General features: G+C 33.6%; 17 protein-coding genes. 4 read left to right on the top strand and 13 right to left on the bottom strand.

Annotation, left to right across the window (positions count from 1 at the left end; translation table 11 throughout):
* Positions 1-71: 71 nt before the first annotated feature.
* From DCO46_RS05450 to DCO46_RS05420, 6 genes are all read right to left on the bottom strand, one after another.
* Positions 72-1253, bottom strand: a complete 1182-nt coding sequence (locus tag DCO46_RS05450) for a FecR family protein (protein WP_116751551.1) — start codon at positions 1251-1253, stop codon at positions 72-74.
* Between the two features lie 297 nt (positions 1254-1550).
* Complete coding sequence (locus tag DCO46_RS05440) at positions 1551-2114, bottom strand: RNA polymerase sigma factor (RefSeq protein ID WP_116751549.1); 564 nt, start codon at positions 2112-2114, stop codon at positions 1551-1553.
* 379 nt (positions 2115-2493) lie between these two features.
* Complete coding sequence (locus tag DCO46_RS05435; RefSeq protein WP_042564741.1) at positions 2494-3150, bottom strand: aspartate kinase; 657 nt, start codon at positions 3148-3150, stop codon at positions 2494-2496.
* Positions 3151-3271: 121 nt separating this feature from the next.
* Complete coding sequence (locus DCO46_RS05430) at positions 3272-3631, bottom strand: YraN family protein (RefSeq protein ID WP_116751548.1); 360 nt, start codon at positions 3629-3631, stop codon at positions 3272-3274.
* 142 nt (positions 3632-3773) lie between these two features.
* Positions 3774-4673, bottom strand: a complete 900-nt coding sequence (locus DCO46_RS05425; protein ID WP_116751547.1) for an LD-carboxypeptidase — start codon at positions 4671-4673, stop codon at positions 3774-3776.
* Positions 4674-4828: 155 nt separating this feature from the next.
* Positions 4829-5902: a serine hydrolase domain-containing protein gene (locus DCO46_RS05420; protein ID WP_124019543.1), complete on the bottom strand. Its 1074-nt coding sequence runs from the start codon at positions 5900-5902 to the stop codon at positions 4829-4831.
* Between the two features lie 140 nt (positions 5903-6042).
* Here DCO46_RS05420 and DCO46_RS05415 point away from each other — a divergent pair, with 140 nt between their 5' ends.
* The 3 genes from DCO46_RS05415 to DCO46_RS05405 all read left to right on the top strand — a co-directional run bounded on the left by DCO46_RS05415 (position 6043) and on the right by DCO46_RS05405 (position 8139).
* Entirely contained in the window at positions 6043-7122 is a 1080-nt protein-coding gene (locus tag DCO46_RS05415; protein WP_116751545.1) for an endonuclease/exonuclease/phosphatase family protein, read from the top strand.
* 93 nt (positions 7123-7215) lie between these two features.
* On the top strand, positions 7216-7755 hold the full coding sequence (locus DCO46_RS05410; RefSeq protein WP_116751544.1) for a 3-hydroxyanthranilate 3,4-dioxygenase: 540 nt from the start codon (positions 7216-7218) through the stop codon (positions 7753-7755).
* Positions 7756-7827: 72 nt separating this feature from the next.
* A complete protein-coding gene (locus DCO46_RS05405; RefSeq protein ID WP_116751543.1) occupies positions 7828-8139 on the top strand; it encodes a hypothetical protein in 312 nt (103 codons plus the stop codon).
* 2 nt (positions 8140-8141) lie between these two features.
* Here the strand turns inward: DCO46_RS05405 and DCO46_RS05400 are convergent, their stop codons facing one another.
* Both DCO46_RS05400 and DCO46_RS05395 read right to left on the bottom strand, forming a co-directional pair.
* Positions 8142-8432: a type II toxin-antitoxin system RelE/ParE family toxin gene (locus DCO46_RS05400; RefSeq protein ID WP_116751542.1), complete on the bottom strand. Its 291-nt coding sequence runs from the start codon at positions 8430-8432 to the stop codon at positions 8142-8144.
* Positions 8433-8487: 55 nt separating this feature from the next.
* The gene (locus DCO46_RS05395; RefSeq protein WP_116751541.1) at positions 8488-9447 is read right to left on the bottom strand and encodes an MBL fold metallo-hydrolase; all 960 of its coding nucleotides are present in this window, start codon (positions 9445-9447) and stop codon (positions 8488-8490) included.
* Positions 9448-9631: 184 nt separating this feature from the next.
* Here DCO46_RS05395 and DCO46_RS05390 point away from each other — a divergent pair, with 184 nt between their 5' ends.
* The gene (locus DCO46_RS05390; RefSeq protein ID WP_116751540.1) at positions 9632-11185 is read left to right on the top strand and encodes an aldehyde dehydrogenase family protein; all 1554 of its coding nucleotides are present in this window, start codon (positions 9632-9634) and stop codon (positions 11183-11185) included.
* 68 nt (positions 11186-11253) lie between these two features.
* On the opposite strand, the gene DCO46_RS05385 is transcribed toward DCO46_RS05390, so the two are convergent.
* The 5 genes from DCO46_RS05385 to nuoL all read right to left on the bottom strand — a co-directional run bounded on the left by DCO46_RS05385 (position 11254) and on the right by nuoL (position 20413).
* A complete protein-coding gene (locus DCO46_RS05385) occupies positions 11254-14094 on the bottom strand; it encodes a T9SS type A sorting domain-containing protein (protein ID WP_116751539.1) in 2841 nt (946 codons plus the stop codon).
* Between the two features lie 598 nt (positions 14095-14692).
* Positions 14693-15463: a Bax inhibitor-1/YccA family protein gene (locus DCO46_RS05380; protein WP_116751538.1), complete on the bottom strand. Its 771-nt coding sequence runs from the start codon at positions 15461-15463 to the stop codon at positions 14693-14695.
* Positions 15464-15627: 164 nt separating this feature from the next.
* The gene (locus DCO46_RS05375) at positions 15628-17019 is read right to left on the bottom strand and encodes an NADH-quinone oxidoreductase subunit N (RefSeq protein WP_116751537.1); all 1392 of its coding nucleotides are present in this window, start codon (positions 17017-17019) and stop codon (positions 15628-15630) included.
* A 60-nt stretch (positions 17020-17079) separates the two neighbouring features.
* Complete coding sequence (locus tag DCO46_RS05370; protein WP_116751536.1) at positions 17080-18519, bottom strand: NuoM family protein; 1440 nt, start codon at positions 18517-18519, stop codon at positions 17080-17082.
* Positions 18520-18529: 10 nt separating this feature from the next.
* Entirely contained in the window at positions 18530-20413 is a 1884-nt protein-coding gene (nuoL, locus tag DCO46_RS05365; protein ID WP_116751588.1) for an NADH-quinone oxidoreductase subunit L, read from the bottom strand.
* Positions 20414-20416 lie beyond the last annotated feature (3 nt).

The following is a 20416-nucleotide window of genomic DNA, read 5'->3' as shown; positions in this document are numbered from 1 at the left end:
ATTGTTCGCAGCTCTTTCCGATTTTTTTATTTTAGTACTTTTCTATTCTCATATTTTTTCATTTTTAGTGGTTATTTAATTAGTATTTGATTGTTTTTTATGGTGTAGTTAATGCCATGAATGTCATTAAAATAACTCATCACATTTTCTATGGATTCTTCTTTAAAACTTGCATTGAATTTTTCGTTTGCGAGTTTTTCGTTTTTGTTTATAATTGTCACATTATAACGTCTTTCCAGTTTCGTAATAATGTTTTTGAAAGTCATGTTTCTAAAAGTAAGACCGCCATTTATCCAGGAAGTATAAATATCTGTAAGAACAGGTTTTGTAGAAATCTGGCTATTTGCTTTTTGAAAACTTCCTTTAAAGCCTGGTTTCAGGATGGTATTTTTAGTAAGGTCAAAATCTTCATTTCTATTGTACATTCCAATCGAACCTTCAACCAAAACAACATCAGTAGAAGCATCTTCAGGATAATTGGAAACGTTAAAATGAGTTCCTAAAACACGGACATTCAGATTGTCAGCGTTTACGATAAACGGATGTTTTTTGTCTTTGGCTACATCAAAAAAAGCTTCTCCGTCCAGAAAAACCTGTCTGTTTTCTCCCGCAATAAATTTTACAGGATATTTTAAAGTCGTTCCTGCATTCAGATGAACAAGCGTACCATCAGACAATTGCAGTTCAAATTTTTTACCGTACGGAATTTTAAGGGTGTTGTAAGATATTTTTTCCGTGTCCGAATCAGTTTCGTAAACCAGTTTATTTCCGTTTTGATTTCCAACGATATTTCCTTTAGAATCTCTTACCTGAACAGAATGATCTTCAGAAATAATCTGAACATTTCCGTTTTCTAACTGCAAAACGATATCGGTACTTTTAATATCAAATTTGGTTTCAGCTGGTTTATTAAAAAAATTCTGTTTGTAAGCGGTAAATCCAACTCCTAACAAGATTAATATAGAAGCCGCAATCGAGATGTATGTTCTGAAATTTGATTTTTCAGGAGAAATCGTAATTGTTGTTTCATTTTCCTTGGATGCCTGCATGATGTTTAAGAAAATATCATCAGCTTTTTGCTGACTCATTTTTGGCATTTCGGTCAGAAGGTTTTGAATATCTTCTACAGAAGGAAAATCTTCCGTCAGCTTATTTTTTTTGTAATACGCAATTACTTCGTTTGTTTCTTCAGGTGTACATTGGTTCAAAACAAACTTTTGTAAAAGGCTTTTTATTTCAGAATTTGAATTCATTACGAATTGTTTTTAGGTCGGGTTCTGAATATAATACAGTTGAAGAGAAGGTAAGTACTACTCAAACGTTATAATTTTTTAAATTTTAACATTTAGAAGTTACAGTAAAATGTAAAAATGCAGGTTAAAGTGCTGATTTTGTTGAGGTTTTTCAATTTGTTTTTTTTTGAAAAAAAACAGAAAAATTTTAATTCTTCTTTGAGGATTTGCTTGTGTGATCCTTCATTCCTCAGGATGAGACAAAAAAAAATCACTCCGAAAGAAGTGATTTTGATGGTTAATTTTGGTTTTTGTGGTTTAGATAATTTCATCATGAACCTGAAAAAAGACCCGCATCGATTCTAATGCTTTACTCATTTGGTTCCTGACGGTATTTATGGAAATGCCGAGTTCCTGACTAATTTCTTCGTAACTCATGCCTTTCTTTCGTGACATTTTAAAAATTTCTTTCCGTTTTGGAGGCAGCAGATTCATTGCTTCTTTACGGAGTTTTTTGCAATCGGCCTCGCGTATCGAATAATCACCATATTCATGAGATTTCTGACTTTCATAAAAAATTTCTTCTTTGAGAAGCAGTTCATTAGCCGCTTTGTTTAAGAAATTAAAAGCCTGATTTCGGGCAATTGTAAAAATATATGCTTTAAAGGATTGTTCCAGATTTAAACTTTCACGGTTCATCCACACTTTCATAAAAACATCCTGAACATTTTCTTCAGCAGCTTCTTTTGATTTTAAAATACTGATACTGTATCCATAGATGTCCTGATAGTATAAATCAAAAAGACTACGAAATGCTTTTTCGTTGCCGCCTTTGAGTTCACTGACCAATAATTTTTCGCTATGGTTGTTCGCTTCTAACATTAATTTAATTAGTCTTTACTTAGTTCTAATTATATTATGACTATCAAAATGGGTGGTGTGATTGACTTGATTGGTTAGCAAATATATAAAAATATTATTCTCAGCAAATTATAAGTAAAAAAACTTATTTCTTAATTTTTGTTAGTTTTTTTACTAAATGAAGAATAAACGCCTGCAAGTCACGCTTTATAAGTAAGTGTCTTTTTGACGCTTTTTGAAGACCGCTGTCAATTTCGAATTATACTTTTGAGAATATTCTTATTTGTATGTGAAAGCAAAGACTATGGGAAGTGACTAAACAGAAAAAATCCTTTTATCTTTTTAAGGTTTAAAAGACAAAAGGATTCCTTATTTAGATATTTTTAGTATTTGTTGAGATCTAGTTTTTCAAATCTTTAATCACTTTAAAAGCAACATCAACCTGATCTTCACCAACTAAAATAGTGAACTCATTTGAAGTTGAAATTACCTCGTTGATGATAATTCCTTCCCAGGCCAAACGTTGAAAAATAAAGTAATAAATTCCCGGAACAACAATATTCTCTTTTGGTAATTTTACTGTAATAGAAGCCAGGTTATCTAACTTCTGAATTAGTTTTTCGCGCATGAAGTGTTTTTCAACCAGATGATTAACGCTGCTGCTTACCACAATGTTAGTCTCATTTACACCACGTGATGAGGTATAAAAAATATCAGATAAAACATTAATATCAGAAATAAGATCAGCCTGTTTGTTCAAAACAGTCTCTGAAGCTGCAAAAGTATAATCTGTTAATTCTGAACGAACCGTAATTTCCCCAATATTCTTAATGACTTTGTTGATTTTATGATTTAGTTTAAAATCTAATTCTTCAGTGAGTCGTTTAAGCGACATTACAACTGCACCTTGTTTTACCTCTTTTCCAAATTCGCTTTCCAGTTCCGTCATGATATTACGGGAAAGTGAAGTTAAATTGATAATTCCGAGTGATAAGGCATTTAATAAAAAAGGCTTTGTTTTAATGTAATTTTCTACAATGGAGGAAACGGTTTTCATAATTTTTTTCTTTTTTTTGGTAACGTAATTGGTTGGTTTGAGTTAACAGTGCGATGTTATAAATCTCTGCAAATATAAATAAAAAAACAATTTGTTACAATTATAACAATAAAAAATTATGTTAAAAGTGATAAAAAGCATCCGTAAGATGTTCAACAGCAAATGATTCACCGTTTTTATGGACTGCGATGATGTCAAAACGGATTTCAAAATCTATTTCCCTATCGTTTATGTAGGCATTTACTGCTTTTATTAGTAATTGAATTTTTTTTGACTTGACAAAATCCTGTGGTAAACCAAAATCTGAACTCGATCTTGTTTTGACTTCAATGACGGCCAAAATATTTTCTTTTTGTGCAATGATATCTATTTCTGCTTTCTGATATGTCCAGTTTCTGTCCAGAATTTCATAACCGTCTTTTAAGAGAAATTCTACAGCAAGTTCTTCTCCTTTTTTTCCTAATTCATTATGTTCAGCCATTTATTACTGATAAGTTTTAGATTGATCATTTATATCCAAAGTAGCAAAGACGCAAAGCCAAAAGCGATAAAACTTTGTGACTTTGCGTCTCTGAGAAAAATTTATGTTGTGGTATTTTTTTCTTAACTAAAAGAAAGAGATTTTATTTCTGAAAAGTAAGAGTGCTTCCGTTTTGATTTACATCTATTGTAACTGTGCTTCCCATAATCAAAGCCCTGTTGTCCTGGATATGCCCTGCAGGGAAATTAAAAATGACCGGAATATTATATTTTTTGGTTACATCATCTACAATTTCAACAGCATTTTTTCCCCATGGAACTTCATTGTCCTTCATTTTTGTCATTGCTCCCACTACAATCCCTTTCAGGTTTTCGATGCAGCCATTTCTTCTTAGATTCATCATCATACGGTCTATATGATAAAGGTATTCATCCAAATCTTCAATAAACAAAATTTTATCCTTACAATCAATCGCCGATTGAGATCCTAATAAACTGTACAGAATAGATAAATTTCCTCCCACCAATTCTCCGGTTGCCTGTCCAAACCTGTTCATTTTATCAGGACCGACACTATAAGATAACGGTTCGCCAAACAAACTGGCTTTCATCGAAATAATGGCAGCAGCAGTCGCCCGCGGAACAGTAACCGGCATTACGCCATGAATCGATTTATAACCCATTGTATTTAAATGGTTGTGTAAAACCGTAACATCACTAAAACCAACAATCCATTTTGGATGCTGCTTAAATTTTGTAAAATCCAATAAGTCAATCATTCGGACAGTTCCGTATCCGCCCCTTACACACCAGATAGCTTTAATGTTCGGATTATCCAGCTGTTTCTGAAAATCGGCTGCACGCTGCTCGTCAGTTCCTGCAAGCTGGTTTACATCAAGACCAATTGTACTTCCAACTACAGCTTCTAATCCCCAACTGTGTAGTAATTCTATAGTAGGTTTTAGATTATCATCTATATTTTTTCTGGCGGTGGCCAAAATAGCTACAGTATCTCCTTTTTGTAAATAAGGTGGTGTTATCATATTTTGTTGGGATTGACAGTTGAATGATTGTAAAGCAAAAGTAAGAAATACGATTTTACAAATGGTAAAACGTTTCTTTATATGATGAAATCCTATTAAGTTCATGAGTTTCTTTTGCTTAAATTTATAAATTATTTTTAAGGTTTTAAATAAAATTAGCCTCCGTATTGTTCCTGCAATTTAGCCAAAAGCAGCATTAATCCTTTGTCGGCTTGTTCAGACTGTACGTTTGCAAAGAGAATAAAAGCCTTGTCGATAGATTTGCAAAGATATACTTTAGCTAAAAAAGTTCCAGGGTTTCCGTTATGAAAAGAATATTTAAGGTGGCTTTTTTCATTATTTTCCGATTCCCAGCCAAACGAATATTCGGGTAAACCATAATGCATGTTATGGAATTCTTCAGCTGATAATAATTTTGATTTTCCTGATAATCCCTGAAGCTGCATTTGAGTAAATTTACAAAAATCAGGTAAGCTTACATTTATATTTCCGGCAGATGAAAGCCAGTTTAATTTATAATTTAATGTTGGTTTTTCGGGTTTCAGATTTTCATCATGACCCCATGGCTGATTTTTATCTTTTAAATTGGGTTGTCCAAAATCAAAATCAACTTTCAAAGATTTGCCTAATTCCTGAACGAGATTTTCATATGTTTTTCCGGTTGCCTTCTCAAGCATTAATCCCGCAGCAACATATCCTGGATTTGACCAGTAAATATCCTGCTTTTCTAGAACAGTATTTTGCTGAAAAAACCAGGCAATAAATTCATAACGCTGCTGCTGGTCATTTCCTTTAATTTCTTTTGGAGTCGGGGTTTCATTTCCATAAGACCAAATACCAAGTTTTGCACGAAAAGTTAAAAAATCCTGTAGCGTAAAATTGTATGTTTCCGGATTACTTTTTGCTTTTAATTCAGGGTACAAATCAAAGAATTTAGTATCCCATTTTATTTTCCCTTCTTTGACCAGCAGAGTTGCAATATAGCTGGTAACTGTTTTTGTAATTGAACCTAAACGAAATTTATCATCAATTTTTGCTTTATAGGAAGAATTATAACGTTGATACCCCAAAGCATTAATTTCAAATATTGAATCTGATGAAACCACAGCATATGCCAATTCCGGAATCTTGTATTTTATCCTGATACTATCTGCAAAAGAGCTGTTTTTTTGCCCGTAAAAGGTGTTTAAAAAAAGAAATAGAAAGGCAATAGAATAGTTTTTTTTCATTTTGAAATTATCAGATTTTGTAAGCAAGTTACATGAGATTTTTTGAGAAACAAAGATATAAGTCAAAAAAATCAGCAATATAAATTTCTTACAAATATAATTTCATTAAATTGAGCCGGTTTTTCTAAATACTATTTTTTATGCGTTTTAATATACGGTTTTGCCTGCTTTTTTTCTTTGTAACATTCTTACATGCACAATATAAAAAATATAATATTCCTACATTAGATTTTTATAATTTCAAAATTTTGTTTGATACTATAAATGATCCCGCAACAAATGATGATGAGTGGACACCCAACGGAATCCAGAACTGGACAAAAGAAAAATACCATCAAAAACTTCAGAATCTGGCAAGAGTTTTATCTGAAATCGGCACAGCTGAAAACACAAACGCACCTACTTTAATAGGAGGTTCCGAAATCGAGAACAGGGGAGTGCTGGAAGATTTAATCAAACAGCCAAAATTGCTGAATTATAATTATGGGATTATACATTTTGATTCGCCTGACAAACGCGGGATAGATGTCGCCTTGTTATATCAGAAAAAATATTTCAAGCCGGTATCATTCTCCAACATTCCATTAATAATTTATAAAAATAAAACAATTTCAAAGGAAGAAACGGAGGAAGATGCAGAACCGGCAATTCTAAATAATCGTGTTTTTACAAGAGACCAGCTTTTAATCACAGGATTTTTAGACGGAGAAGAAATAAATATTATCGTCAACCACTGGCCGTCCAGATCCGGAGGAGAAAAAGCTTCGGGTAAATATCGAGAAGCAGCCGGAGCTTTAAACAGAAAAATTATTGATTCGCTCCAGAAAATAAACCCAAGTGCAAAAGTGATTACGATGGGCGATTTAAACGACGGTCCTTATAATAAAAGTGTAAAAGTAGCTTTAGGAGCAAAGGCAAAAAAAACAGAAGTTCCTGAATTTGGAATTTTTAATCCTTTTGAAGAAATGTTCAATAGAGGACAGGGAACACTGGCCTTTAGGGATTCCTGGGATATTTTTGACCAGATTATGGTTACCGAATCTCTGATAAAACCTGATTTTTCTTCTTTTAATTTCTGGAAAGCCGGCATATTTAATAAACTCTATCTTATTCAGAATTCAGGAAAATACAAAGGATATCCGTTACGACATACATTAACAGAAGTGGGTTACAGCGATCATTTTCCGGTTTATATTTATCTGATTAAAGAAGCTTTTTAAGGACGGTGGAAAACTACGACTGTGACTTAAAACTAAAGCAAAGACTGGAAACTTTTCCTTAACTTAGCTTCATAGAAACTTAGCAGCTAAAAAATGGCAATAGCAAAACCTTTCAACCTCACAAAATGGATTGAGGAAAATCGTCAATTACTGAAACCACCAGTCGGGAACAAAAATCTGTATGTAGATTCCGGCGATTATATAGTTATGATTGTTGCGGGACCAAATGCCCGTAAAGATTATCATTACAACGAAACAGAAGAGCTGTTTTATCAATTAGAAGGCAGTATAAAAGTTGTAATTCAGGAAGATGGTGAGCGTAAGGAAATGATCTTAAATGCGGGTGATATGTACCTGCATCCGGCAAAAATTCCACATTCCCCGGTTCGTTCAGAAGGTTCAATTGGTCTGGTAATCGAGCGTAAACGCGCAGGGAAAGGCTACACAGATGGTTTGCTTTGGCATTGTGATAATTGCAACCACAAACTGTATGAAGTGTTTTTTGAATTGCATAATATCGAAAAAGATTTTCTTCCACATTTTGAACATTTCTATAATTCAGAAGAATTAAGAACCTGTGATAAATGCGGAACTGTAATGGAAACAGATCCAAGGTTTACGGCTAAGAAATAATTTAAACCATAACAATTATATTATAGTTTTGATGTATTTTTGTATCATATATGAGATATAAATACATCAATTATGATACAGGAAATAATTGCATATAAAAATATAGTGACTGATATTGAGGAATTAATGAGTAAATCTCCTTTTAAAAAGAATTATATTATTGAAAAAATAGGTATACCCAGTCCAACATTTTATCGTAAATTAAAAACTCAAACATTTACACCGGACGAAATGCTTTCTATTGCCAGAATAATTTCTCCAGAAGAAAACTTTATATTAGAATTGAAAGCAGATATCGAACAGGGTAAACTGGATTTAAAAAATGGAGACTATATTACTCATGAAGAGATGCTGGCTGAATTAAAAAGTAAAAATCTTATATGATTTTATAAATCGAGTAGATTTATAGGTTTCTGACGACTATTGTAAAATGTAATTAATTCGATATATTCCTCACTTACATCATAATATAATCTGATTTGCTTAGAAATTAGTATTTCCCTGCACTTTAAATTTGGGTTATATTTTCCCAGCATAGGATTTTTTTCTAATAAAATAATGATGTGTAAAACGTCGTTGATGAATTTTTGAGCAATCAACGGATTCCAAAATTCTTCAAGATAATTTCGAATTTTATAAAAGCTATAATTTGCTTTTTTAGACCAAACAATATTCATTATATGATTTAATTGGCTGGCCAAATTATAAAAAATAACCTACAAATTTATTATCTTACAACTCAAATCTTTTCCCTTGTTCAGGATAAATAATCTTTACACCCAAATCATTTTGATTTTTTAACTGCTCTTTAATTTTGGCAATATTCTTTGCAGGTGGTTTTAAATGAGTAATAATAATTTTAAAGTTTTTCAGGGAATCTTTTCCGGCTAAATCTTCCAGAATGTGAAGTTCTTTCATCAAATAATTCGGAGTTAAATGACCAAATAAAAACTGATCGGGCTGCTCATTTGGAAAAGAAACTTCAATAAAAATACCTTTTAGTTGTTTGTTTTGAACCAAAGGCGCAACTGCTGTCCATAAAGCTTTTAATTTATCACTTTTTTCAACAGAGTCAGGACCGGTATCACCTAAATACAATGCGTACGACTCGCCATTTTTAATTAAAAAAGCAGTACTTTCAAAAGGATTAACATGACTTAAAGGAAAAGCCTTTACCGTCATTTTTGTATTTGAAACAGCAGTTTCTTCCGTTGGATTTAAGGTTTGAAAATGATATTTTTTTAATGGAAAACCAGCACCCTTATCTCCAAAATTTGCCCAGGTCTGATCATTAAAATAATGATTTTCCATCATTTCCATACATTTATTTGTAGCATAAACGGTTTTGGAAGAATCAGCTGGGGAATTAATGATCAATCCTGAAACATGATCCAGATGCGCATGCGATATCAGATATCCTTTTATATATTTTCGTAACACCTCACTTGTAGAAACTTTGAAAACTTTCTTTTCAATTGCTTTTTCGATTCCGGCGTTTACTGTTCCCGCATCCAGGCAAATAAAATCTTTTGTGTCTGAAGGGGCTAATAAATAAGCTGAAAGATTTTTTTCGTCAATACCACCTTTTACTCCTAAAGGAACTACCTGAAAAGATGATTTTTGTTGTTTTTGAGAAAAAGCAGCTGTTGAAATTAAGATCAGACAAATCAAAACTCTATTGAAAATACTCATAATAAAAATAAATTTAATGCTGCAAATTTCAGGAATTAAAGGGAATAAATTGCTCATTATTCCTGCAATTGATTTTAATTAACCTTAAATTTACTCTCATTTTAACAATTCAAATTGAATTGATATTCCGTTCGAAATAATATCTTTACATAAAAATATAACAATTTTAACTAAAAAAGTTACAATGACAACAATAGCATCGCAATTTGGAATGAATGAGGCTCTGGAAAAATTGGGCATCAAATCGATAAATGAAGGAACTTCAACAGGTATACAGAACTTTTCGTCAGGAGAAATCCTGGAAAGTTATTCTCCGGTTGACGGAAAATTAATTGCTTCGGTAAAAATGTCAACACCTCAGGATTACGAAAGAGTAATGCAGTCAGCGACAGAAGCTTTTAAAACGTTCAGATTGATTCCGGCTCCGCAACGTGGAGAAATTGTTCGCCAGTTTGGAGAAAAACTACGTCAGAATAAAGAAGCTCTTGGTAAATTGGTTTCTTATGAAATGGGAAAATCGTTGCAGGAAGGATATGGTGAAGTTCAGGAAATGATAGATATCTGCGACTTTGCAGTGGGTTTATCCCGCCAATTACACGGATTGACAATGCATTCAGAAAGACCGGGCCATCGTATGTATGAACAGTATCATTCATTGGGAGTTGTAGGGATTATTTCTGCATTTAACTTTCCGGTTGCTGTCTGGTCATGGAATACTGCTCTCGCCTGGATTTCAGGAGATGTTTGCGTTTGGAAACCTTCAGAAAAAACACCCCTTTGTGGTATAGCATGCCAAAATATTATTGCACAGGTTATCAAAGAAAATAATTTACCGGAAGGAATTTCATGTCTGATAAATGGCGATTACAAAATAGGAGAGTTAATGACTGCAGATACAAGGATTCCTTTAGTTTCTGCTACCGGTTCAACCCGCATGGGAAAAATTGTAGCACAGGCAGTTGCCGGCCGCTTAGGAAAATCATTGCTTGAGTTAGGAGGAAATAACGCCATCATTGTTACTCCGGATGCTGATATAAAAATGACCGTTATTGGTGCTGTTTTTGGAGCTGTAGGTACTGCAGGACAGCGTTGTACATCAACACGTCGTTTGATTATTCACGAAAGTATTTATGATAAAGTAAAAGATGCCTTAGTAGCAGCTTACAAACAATTGCGAATAGGAAATCCGCTTGACGAAAACAACCATGTCGGACCGCTTATTGATACACATGCAGTAGAAATGTACGGAGCTGCTTTAAATAAAGTTGTGGCTGAAGGAGGTAATATCCTGGTTCCGGGCGGAGTTCTTTCCGGAGAAGGTTACGAAAGCGGATGTTATGTAAAACCTGCCATTGCCGAAGCTAAAAATTCATTTGAAATTGTACAACACGAAACTTTTGCTCCGGTTTTATATTTAATTAAATATTCCGGAGAAGTAGAGAATGCAATTGATTTTCAAAATGGTGTTGCTCAGGGATTATCATCTGCAATTATGACAAATAATTTGCGTGAAGCAGAAAGATTCCTTTCTGTAACAGGATCAGATTGTGGAATCGCAAACGTAAATATCGGAACTTCAGGAGCTGAAATCGGAGGTGCCTTCGGAGGAGAAAAAGAAACAGGTGGTGGCCGTGAATCTGGCTCTGATGCCTGGAAGATTTACATGAGACGTCAGACCAACACAATTAATTATACAACGAGTCTGCCTTTAGCACAGGGAATAAAATTTGATTTGTAAAATTATTTTCGACAATAATAAAAGGCTTCCAAATTTGGAAGCCTTTCTTTTTTAGATAAGATAAAATGTTATTTTTTAATGATGGTTTGATTTAATACTTCTTGTGGTGTATAAAGCTTAACAAAATAGGTTCCGGGAAGTAAAGTGCTCATATCTATTGCTTCACTATTTTCAGAGCTTTTTACTAAAACGGCAGAGATATTGTAAATTTCTATTTTTTCTACGTTTTGGTTAGATACATACAAAGTTTCTGAAACCGGATTAGGATACAATACCGTTTTTAGAGTTTCACTTTGTTTTTCTTTATTTTGAGATATACGCAATGTTCCTCCGCTGTAAACTGTACTCATGTAGAATAAGTTTGATGTGTCTTTTTTGGAAATAGTGTGATTTCCTGCTGCCAATGAAACGGTTACAATTCCTCCCGAAGCGACTTTATCAACATTGTCTACTTTTATTGTTCCTGCACTTTCAACAAACACAAGAGTCAGGGTGCTTGCCTGGGTTGTTGTAAAGGTTATACTGGTAGATGATTCTATTTTCAGACATTGTGTAAGTGTTAAACCATTATAAGTTACAGTTCCTTTTGTTGTAGACAGATTTCCTGTTATGTTGTAAAAAGAACTAGCTTTTCCGGATGTTGTAAAATTATGAATTTCACTTCCACCTGTCCCACCTGTCCCACCTGTGATTACTGTTATTGTTCCAGATCCGGTTGCAGGTGATCCAGAGGTACCGGTTGTTGCTACAGAATAAGATACAGTTGCAGTTGGAGTTCCGGTTATTGTGATGGTTTTTGATGTAGTATCTTTTACAAAACTAATACCCGATGCCGGTAATCCTGTTACGGTTGCATCAGTTGCATTTCCTCCCCAGGTGAAAACTATCGAAGCAATTGCTGTGCCACTTGTAACTGTTTGGTTATTATTTGATGTTGATGTAAGGGTTTGTGTCCCTGCAGCATTCACAGTTATTATTCCTGAACCTGTTGCCGGTGAACCTGAAGCTCCGGTTGTCACTATAGAATAAGAGACAGTTGCAGTCGGAGTTCCTGTTATTGTGATGGTTTTGGCAGTAGTATTTTTTGTAAAACTAAGCCCGGATGCCGGTAATCCGGTTACAGTCGCATCACTTGCATCTCCTCCCCAGGTAAAAATGATAGATTCAATAGCTGTACCATTTGCAACGGTTTGATTATTATTAGAGGTTGAGGTTAAGGTTTGATTTCCGGCTGGAGGGTTTCCTTCACCTTGTACAGAGACCAATGTACCTGTATAGTTAGTAAGTGCAGTTTTTAGCGCTGTAATTACAAGAGAAGAGGTATCATCAGTTGCATTATTAAATGTCCATTTCAGATCGCCACCTGATATACGACCTGAATATTGTATCGTTTTCGTTTTGGCTACAGCTGGTTGTTCGGGTACTAAATTTTTCACATATAGTGCTGCATTAGTATCAAAATTATTATAAGTATTGGCACCTGATTTAGATTTAACATTACTGCTCACTACTTCACCTCGTGAGCTTGCGACATAAGCATCAAAATCTGTAGTTGAGCTAATTTTTCCTGAAATATTATATAATGGATTTGTATCTCCATAAGCTACAAAACGCATATTGTTAGTAGCGTTGTCAGCATCAAATGTATTATTGAAGGCTTTTATAGAACCTCCTGCTTCACCAGAGAAGGTTCCCATAGTTCCGGCGTTATTTACCTGATTTGTTTCGTCCCAAATATCAGTTCCCTGAAGGGAAGTTAACATTGGATGTTTACTATTACGGAAATAATTTCCTTCAACAAATAAAGAAGAACCCAAAGTTGAACCGGAGCCATATTTGGAAACACCATCAAAATAATTGTTATAAATGTGAGCAGAATAGTATCTGACACGAGGATGGCGTGAATCAGAGTGATCGAACCAATTATGATGGTATGTGATATACAATCCCGAAGTTGTCCCTTCGCTCAATCCTAAAAGACTTGCTTTCCCGTTGTCCCAAAAGTGATTATAAGACAATGTAATATAAGTTGATGTTTTATTGTCTAACGCACCATCTCCTTTTATCTGGTCTGCATCACTTCCGGCATTTCCGTAGAATAAATCGCAATTATGAACCCAAACGTGATCATTATTCTGTTGCATTCCCACATTATCTCCTGCTGTACTGTTACAGTTCATAAAACCAAGATTGCTAACTTCAATATTTGATGCCGATTTAAGGCGTACGCCCCAACCATTCGCTACAGCATCATTTCCAATACCTTCAAAAGTTACATAGCTATTTGCGTTATTGGCATTTTCTATTACAATATCGCCACCTTCCATTACTGTCATATCTGTAATGTTTCCAATCAAACGGATAATAAAAGGACGGGTATCCTGTCCCTTTTTAATTGCGTACAAAATATTTTGAAGACCAATACAAGGATTAGAACTTGCTCCCGTGATGTTTACCGAGATAGTATTTTTTGTATTGGGAGTTATATACAGAATTACAGCGTTGTCTTTAGGTGTTCCGTCTGCTTTATATCCTCCAGGGACTCTTCCTCCGTCAAATGCAAATCCATTTCTGTCTTGTGCCAAAACGGTGAGATTGCCTGTTGTACTTCCTGTTCCTTCAGTACCTGAGACAACTGGTTTTACTTTAATCGTGTATGATCCGGCTTTTAGACCCGGTATATCTGCACGGTAATATGATCCATAACTTCTTATAAGCTGATCATCTATTTTTCTATCGGTAATGCCTTCGCCTGTGTAATATACATTATAGCTTTGAGCATTACTTACAGGCTGCCATTTCACAAAAGCAGATTCCAGCCATCCTGATGATTCATTGATCTGAACTTGCTGTGCCCATGTCTGAACTGTCATCATAAATACAGCCAGAAAAAGTAAGTTTTTTTTCATAGTGGTTTGTTTAAGTTAGTAAAATTAAAAGTAGTTTTTTGTGGTTTTTTGCAATCAACTCAATTTTGTTATAAATTGTAATCGATTACACAAAAATATACATAATTTTGGAATAATGTAATTTTATAGTATTAAAAAAATAAATAGCATGTAAAAATTGCTGTTAAAATATTAATTATGTAATAAATTGCACTAAATGCAATTTATTACATAATCATGGTTATTGATGCGAAGTGGTATTTTTCCTAAGATTTTAAGTTTTATAAAATCGAATTGCGAAGTTTATATTTAAAAAATGAGATGCTTAAAAAAAATTAAGCACAATCAATAAAAAGTAAGTTTAAGATTACAAATAAAAAATATCGACTTTAAGTTTAATCAATAATTTGAATTAATAATAGTGAAAAAGTTTTTTATAAACATGAAAAAAACTTAGAAAAGGCGAAAGAAAATCCAGGAAATTTTAAATAAAAGAAAGCTAAGTAGTACTTTTATTTTGTGAAATACAGAGTTGTATATTTCGATTTTGTGTAACATGAAAGAATAAAAAAAGCCTTTTTGAAATCTCAAAAGGGCTTTTTTTTATGTTTAGGAAAAATTATTTTTTCGATAATTTAGATAACAATCTAAGGAATTCAATGTACAACCATACTAACGTAATTATCAGTCCCATTGCTCCATACCATTCCATATATTTAGGAACTCTTTGTTGAACCCCTTTTTCGATTTGATCGAAATCTAAGAATAAGTTTAAAGCTGCTATAACAATAACAAATACACTAATTCCGATACTCATCATAGAATTTCCATAATGAACAGGAGTAAAGCTTGTAAACATTGATACCAACCACGAGATTAGGTAATAAGTTGCAATTGCTAATGTCGCTGCCACTACAACTGATTTGAATGTTTCAGTAACTTTTACAATTTTAAATTTATACAAACCTAAGCAAACTAAGAAGGTAACCAGAGTTGCTCCAACGGCATTAATTACTATACCCGGATACATGGCTTCGAAGATTGCAGAAATACCTCCAATAAATAAGCCCTCAAATAAGGCATAACCTGGAGCCAAATATGGGGAAGCTTGTGGTTTAAATGCAGAAATTACAACTAAAATAAGTCCTATAACAGCACCGCCAATTGCAGGCAACATTATATTAATTCCGTTAAAAGCCATCCACCATGTTACCATGGCTGCTCCACAAAGAATTAAAAATAAAATAGCTGTTTTATTGATAGTACCAGATAAAGTCATTTCCTGATTGTAGTCAATAATCTTTGCTTCGTGCACTTCCTCAGCTCTTGAAACAGCATTTGATGAAAAACGCTTGTCGCTTAAAAATGGATTTTTTGAATTGAAACTCATATTTTTAATACATTTAATTGATGTCAAATATATGGAGTTTTTTTGAAGTCAGGCAGTTTAGGTTAAATTTTTAACATGATTTTTTTTGCTTGTAAAACAGCCTTAAAATAAAAAATCCATCAAAAGAAATTCTTGATGGATTTGTATTTATATAGATGGAAATTCTATTTCAATAAATCTAAAACTAAAGATGGAAATAAACCTAAAGCAATGTTTAAACCAATCGAAATTACTGCAGTAGCATAAATAAGAAAAGGTTTTCCTGTGCGCTCTTCGTTCGGTTCTTTAGAGTACATAGCCAAAATTAATTTGAAGTAATATCCAACACTAATAATAGAGTTTAAAACAGCAACAATTACTAAAGCAATATAACCTGCCTGAATAGTCTGGTTGAACAAGAATAATTTAGCAAAGAATCCTGAAAAAATCGGAATACCGGCCATAGATAATAATGAACCTGTAAGGATTGCAGCCAACAAAGGATTTGTTTTTCCTAACCCGTGAAAGTTAGTAATATCTTCATTTTCCTGATTTTTACAAACATATAAGATAACGCTAAAAGCAGCAATTCCAGCTAACGCATAAGCAGCAGAATAGTATAATAGCACTCCTGCAGACGTTGAAATGGTAAGCAGAGTCATCAGCATAAAACCTGCATGAGAGATTCCTGAAAATGCCAGCATACGTTTTACATTTACCTGACGCAGTGCCATAATGTTTCCAACAGTCATAGAGGCTATAGAAATGATGACAACAATATTTTCAAAAGTACTCAAAAGACCCTGATTGTCTAGAGATGGAATCAAATTTAGTTCGGCAACTAATTTATAAAGTGTTGCAATAGCAATTACTTTTGCCAAAGTACTCATTAACGCAGTTGTTAATGCAGGAGAACCTTCATAAACATCCGGTGCCCAAAAATGAAATGGTACTGCTGCTACTTTAAACAACATTCCGATAACCATCAAAACCATTCCGATTGGAAACCAGATTGGTAATTCAGCTGAAAGAGAACTTTCACTTATTTCAACAACATCAAAACTGCCCATTGCTCCGTAGATTAAGCAAATTCCAAACAAGATAATTCCTGATGCAAAAGAACCCATCAAAAAGTATTTCATACCGGCTTCATTGCTTTTTAAGTTCAGACGTTCACTTGCTGCAAGTACATATAATGAGATTGACAGAATTTCAATTCCTAAGAAAAACATAGCTAAATTTCCAAAAGAAACCATCGCAACGCCTCCTGCCAATAAAAAGATTTTTATGGCAATAAAGTCAGAGATTTTGGTTTGGTGTTTCTCATAGAAATTATGGCTTAATGCGATAAGGAAGATAGTTATAACTATAAATAATGATGAAAATACAGTAGAGAATTTACTCACTCTGATCATGTTATTGTAATAACTTTCTGCCGCTCCGAATTCTGAAAAATTAAGTGCCAAAACAGCCAGAAGTCCAATAATGGAAAAAGGAACAATGGCTTTCCTGAAATTAAGAATTTCAAATAATAGGCAGAAAATACCCAATCCTGTAATTGCTATTAATGTATTCATTTTTGCTTTTTTGATTTAGGAAATCCAAAACTACGATACCCTAATTTTTTATTTAAAATATTAATTTTTATTGATGACGTTTAAAATATTTTCTAAACTTGGCGTAATTAAGTCTGTAATTGGTTTTGGATAAAATCCAAAGAAAATTAAAACAGCGATAATCAGTACTAATGAAATTCCTTCATTTACAGAAACATCTGCAAAAGTTTTTGAATTTGCATCTCCTAACATTACATTTTGAAACATCTTAAGCATATAATAAGCGCCCAAAATAATAGTTGTTCCTCCTAAAACGGCAAACCACACATTAATTTGCGAAAGGCTGTATAATACTGTAAATTCTCCAACAAAGTTAAAAGTACTTGGTAATGCAACAGAAGCCAAAACCAAAATTAAAAACATTGAAGTAAATTTAGGTGATTGAATACGAATTCCGCCTAATTGAGAAATTTCTCTTGTTTCAAATCTTCTGTAAATAATTTCAGCAGCATAAAATAATCCAACAACTACGAAACCGTGAGCAATCATTTGTAAAACAGCACCACGTAAACCATCAAGTGTTAAGGTATAAGATCCTGCAGCAATTAAACCAACGTGAGCCAAAGAAGAATAAGCTAATAATTTCTTTAAATCTTTTTGTCTCAAAGCCACGACAGAACCATAAATAACTCCGGCAATTCCCAACGCAATAAAAATGTTCATATATTCTTTTGCAGCAAGAGGAGCAATTGGCAATTGCCAACGGATCACGCTGTAAAGTCCCATTTTTAACATGATACCAGATAAAAGCATCGTTCCAACAGTTGGTGCTTTTTGGTATACATTTGCCTGCCAGGTATGGAAAGGAATAATTGGAATTTTGATCGCATAAGCAAGGAAGAAAGCAAGGAAAATCCAAAATTGTTCACAAGAAGATAATTCTACTTTATACAGATCTTCAATTAGGAAAGAACCTGCTTTTTGGTATAAATAGATAAAAGCAGTTAACATGAATAACGAACCTGCAAGTGTGTAGATAAAGAATTTAACCACTGCTTTTCTACGTTCTTCAGCATCTCCATTACCCCAGATAAGGGCAATAAAATAAATTGGAATAAGTGCTAACTCCCAAAAAATATAATATAAAAGACCATCTGCAGCCAGGAAAGTTCCAGTCATTGCAAAAGCCATAAATAGAATTAAAGCATAAAAAGCTTTTGAATTTTTATATTCGTTCCCGAAAGAAGAAAATATAATAATTGGAGTTAAAGCTGTTGTCAATAAAAGCATTGCAAGAGCTAACCCGTCAGCATTTAGCGCAAATGAAATTTTAGGCTGTGTGATCCATGCATTAATAAGGCGGATATTTTCGCCAGCATTAAAATGATTCAACAATACAACCGAACAGCCTAAAGCTGCCAAACTAAAGAACAAAGCTACTTTTGAAGCGAGTTTGTCACCAGCAAAATAGGTGATAAAGGCACCAACTAAAAGAATAATTAATATAAGAGAAACGTTCATAGTTATAAAATTATTGAGCTAAAAATATATAAGAAACAATTGCGCAAAGGCCTATAACGAAAGCAAAAAGATATAATCCGATACTTCCATTTTGTAGTTTTTTACCTTGAAAAGCTAATTCATTCGTTATTTTACCTAATCCGAAAACGGCGGCAGATAAGCCAGTTTCGATATAATCCCTAAAGAATCTTGACAATGCATTTATAGTTCGTACAAACAATGCATCGTAAGATTCATCTACATAATATTTGTTATATAGAACTTTTGTTATACCAGTAATGTTTTCGTCAGCTTCAGGAATATTATCTTGTTTAAAGTATTTGACATAAGCGATTAAAATTCCAAGTAAACCGCCTAAAACAGCAACACCCATTAAAGTGTATTCTGTTGCACCTAAATGATGTTCTTCTCCTGCCACTTTCGTGAAAAGCGGAGCCAGATATTCATTTAGCCAACTGTTTCCAGGTAAGCTGATTAATCCTCCAAACGTTGCTAAAAGTGCTAAAATCATTAAAGGGAAAGTAATTAAACCATCGCTTTCATGTAAATGATGTTTTTGTTCTTCAGTTCCTCTAAAGTCTTTGAAGAAAGTTAAGAACATCAGCCTGAACATATAAAAAGCAGTCATGATAGAAGCTACAGATCCAACAACATATAAAGGAATATTATGATGGAAAGCCGTTAATAAAATTTCGTCTTTGGAGAAGAAACCTGAAAAGAACGGAACTCCGGAAATAGCTAATGAAGAAATCAACATTGTCCAGAATGTAATTGGCATTGCTTTACGCAAACCACCCATTTTACGCATATCCTGCTCACCGTGCAAACCGTGAATAACAGAACCTGAACCTAAGAATAAACAAGCTTTAAAGAAAGCATGTGTGATTACGTGAAAAACGGCAACTTCATAAGCACCAAATCCTAAGGCTAAAAACATCAAGCCTAATTGAGAAACAGTAGAGTAAGCCAATACTTTTTTGATGTCAGTTTGTACTAAACCAATCGTAGCAGCAACTAATGAAGTCACACCTCCGATAATGGCAATGATAATCTGAACATTTGGAGCCAAATCAAATACAAAATTTAATCTGGTTACCATAAAAATACCAGCTGTAACCATTGTCGCAGCGTGAATTAACGCAGAAACCGGAGTTGGTCCGGCCATCGCATCTGGTAGCCAGGTGTATAACGGAATCTGAGCAGATTTACCACAAGCTCCAATAAATAAACATAAAGCCGATACAGAAAGCAACGGGATATTTAAGCTGGATGCTCCGGCAATTGCAGTTTTTAAAGTTGCATAATCTAAAGTAGAGAACATAGAACCAATGATGAACATTCCAATTAAAAGACCTAAATCCCCAATTCTGTTCATGATAAAGGCTTTTTTCGCTGCATCATTGTAATCCTGGTTTTTATACCAAAATCCAATTAATAAGTAGGAACAAAGTCCAACACCTTCCCAACCAATAAATAAAACTAATAAGTTACTTCCTATTACAAGGGTAATCATAAAAAATACAAACAAGTTCAGATACGAGAAAAACTTGTGCATATTTTCATCATCATGCATGTAACTGATAGAGTATAAGTGAATCAAAGATCCAATCCCGGTTACAAATAACAACCAAAGAACAGATAACTGATCTAATAAAAATCCAAGATTAATATTTAGATTACTAATCTGAATCCAGTCAAATAAAGTTATCTGAATGGCTTTTTCAGTTGAAGTAATCTCATTAAAGAAGAAAAGTGTAGCAGCAAATGAAACTACAACAGCAACAGTTCCGATAATTCCCGAAACTGTTTTGCCTAAGCTTTTCCCAAAGAAAACATTGATTAAAAATCCTAAAAAAGGAGCTAATACTAAGACTAAAGCTAAATTGGTATTCATTTC

This window comes from Flavobacterium sp. HTF, assembly GCF_003105115.1.
In the GTDB taxonomy this organism is placed as follows: Bacteria; Bacteroidota; Bacteroidia; order Flavobacteriales; family Flavobacteriaceae; genus Flavobacterium.
The sequence above is the reverse complement of the archived record's forward strand: the minus strand, read 5'-3'. Positions and strand labels throughout refer to the sequence as shown.

Bases quoted from the DNA above. Each gene is read 5' to 3' on its own strand.
- DCO46_RS05450 (WP_116751551.1), bottom strand. From the start codon at position 1,253: ATGAATTCAAATTCTGAAATAAAAAGCCTTTTACAAAAGTTTGTTTTG.
- DCO46_RS05440 (WP_116751549.1), bottom strand. From the start codon at position 2,114: ATGTTAGAAGCGAACAACCATAGCGAAAAATTATTGGTCAGTGAACTC.
- DCO46_RS05435 (WP_042564741.1), bottom strand. From the start codon at position 3,150: ATGAAAACCGTTTCCTCCATTGTAGAAAATTACATTAAAACAAAGCCT.
- DCO46_RS05430 (WP_116751548.1), bottom strand. From the start codon at position 3,631: ATGGCTGAACATAATGAATTAGGAAAAAAAGGAGAAGAACTTGCTGTA.
- DCO46_RS05425 (WP_116751547.1), bottom strand. From the start codon at position 4,673: ATGATAACACCACCTTATTTACAAAAAGGAGATACTGTAGCTATTTTG.
- DCO46_RS05420 (WP_124019543.1), bottom strand. From the start codon at position 5,902: ATGAAAAAAAACTATTCTATTGCCTTTCTATTTCTTTTTTTAAACACC.
- DCO46_RS05415 (WP_116751545.1), top strand. From the start codon at position 6,043: ATGCGTTTTAATATACGGTTTTGCCTGCTTTTTTTCTTTGTAACATTC.
- DCO46_RS05410 (WP_116751544.1), top strand. From the start codon at position 7,216: ATGGCAATAGCAAAACCTTTCAACCTCACAAAATGGATTGAGGAAAAT.
- DCO46_RS05405 (WP_116751543.1), top strand. From the start codon at position 7,828: ATGATACAGGAAATAATTGCATATAAAAATATAGTGACTGATATTGAG.
- DCO46_RS05400 (WP_116751542.1), bottom strand. From the start codon at position 8,432: ATGAATATTGTTTGGTCTAAAAAAGCAAATTATAGCTTTTATAAAATT.
- DCO46_RS05395 (WP_116751541.1), bottom strand. From the start codon at position 9,447: ATGAGTATTTTCAATAGAGTTTTGATTTGTCTGATCTTAATTTCAACA.
- DCO46_RS05390 (WP_116751540.1), top strand. From the start codon at position 9,632: ATGACAACAATAGCATCGCAATTTGGAATGAATGAGGCTCTGGAAAAA.
- DCO46_RS05385 (WP_116751539.1), bottom strand. From the start codon at position 14,094: ATGAAAAAAAACTTACTTTTTCTGGCTGTATTTATGATGACAGTTCAG.
- DCO46_RS05380 (WP_116751538.1), bottom strand. From the start codon at position 15,463: ATGAGTTTCAATTCAAAAAATCCATTTTTAAGCGACAAGCGTTTTTCA.
- DCO46_RS05375 (WP_116751537.1), bottom strand. From the start codon at position 17,019: ATGAATACATTAATAGCAATTACAGGATTGGGTATTTTCTGCCTATTA.
- DCO46_RS05370 (WP_116751536.1), bottom strand. From the start codon at position 18,519: ATGAACGTTTCTCTTATATTAATTATTCTTTTAGTTGGTGCCTTTATC.
- nuoL (WP_116751588.1), bottom strand. From the start codon at position 20,413: ATGAATACCAATTTAGCTTTAGTCTTAGTATTAGCTCCTTTTTTAGGA.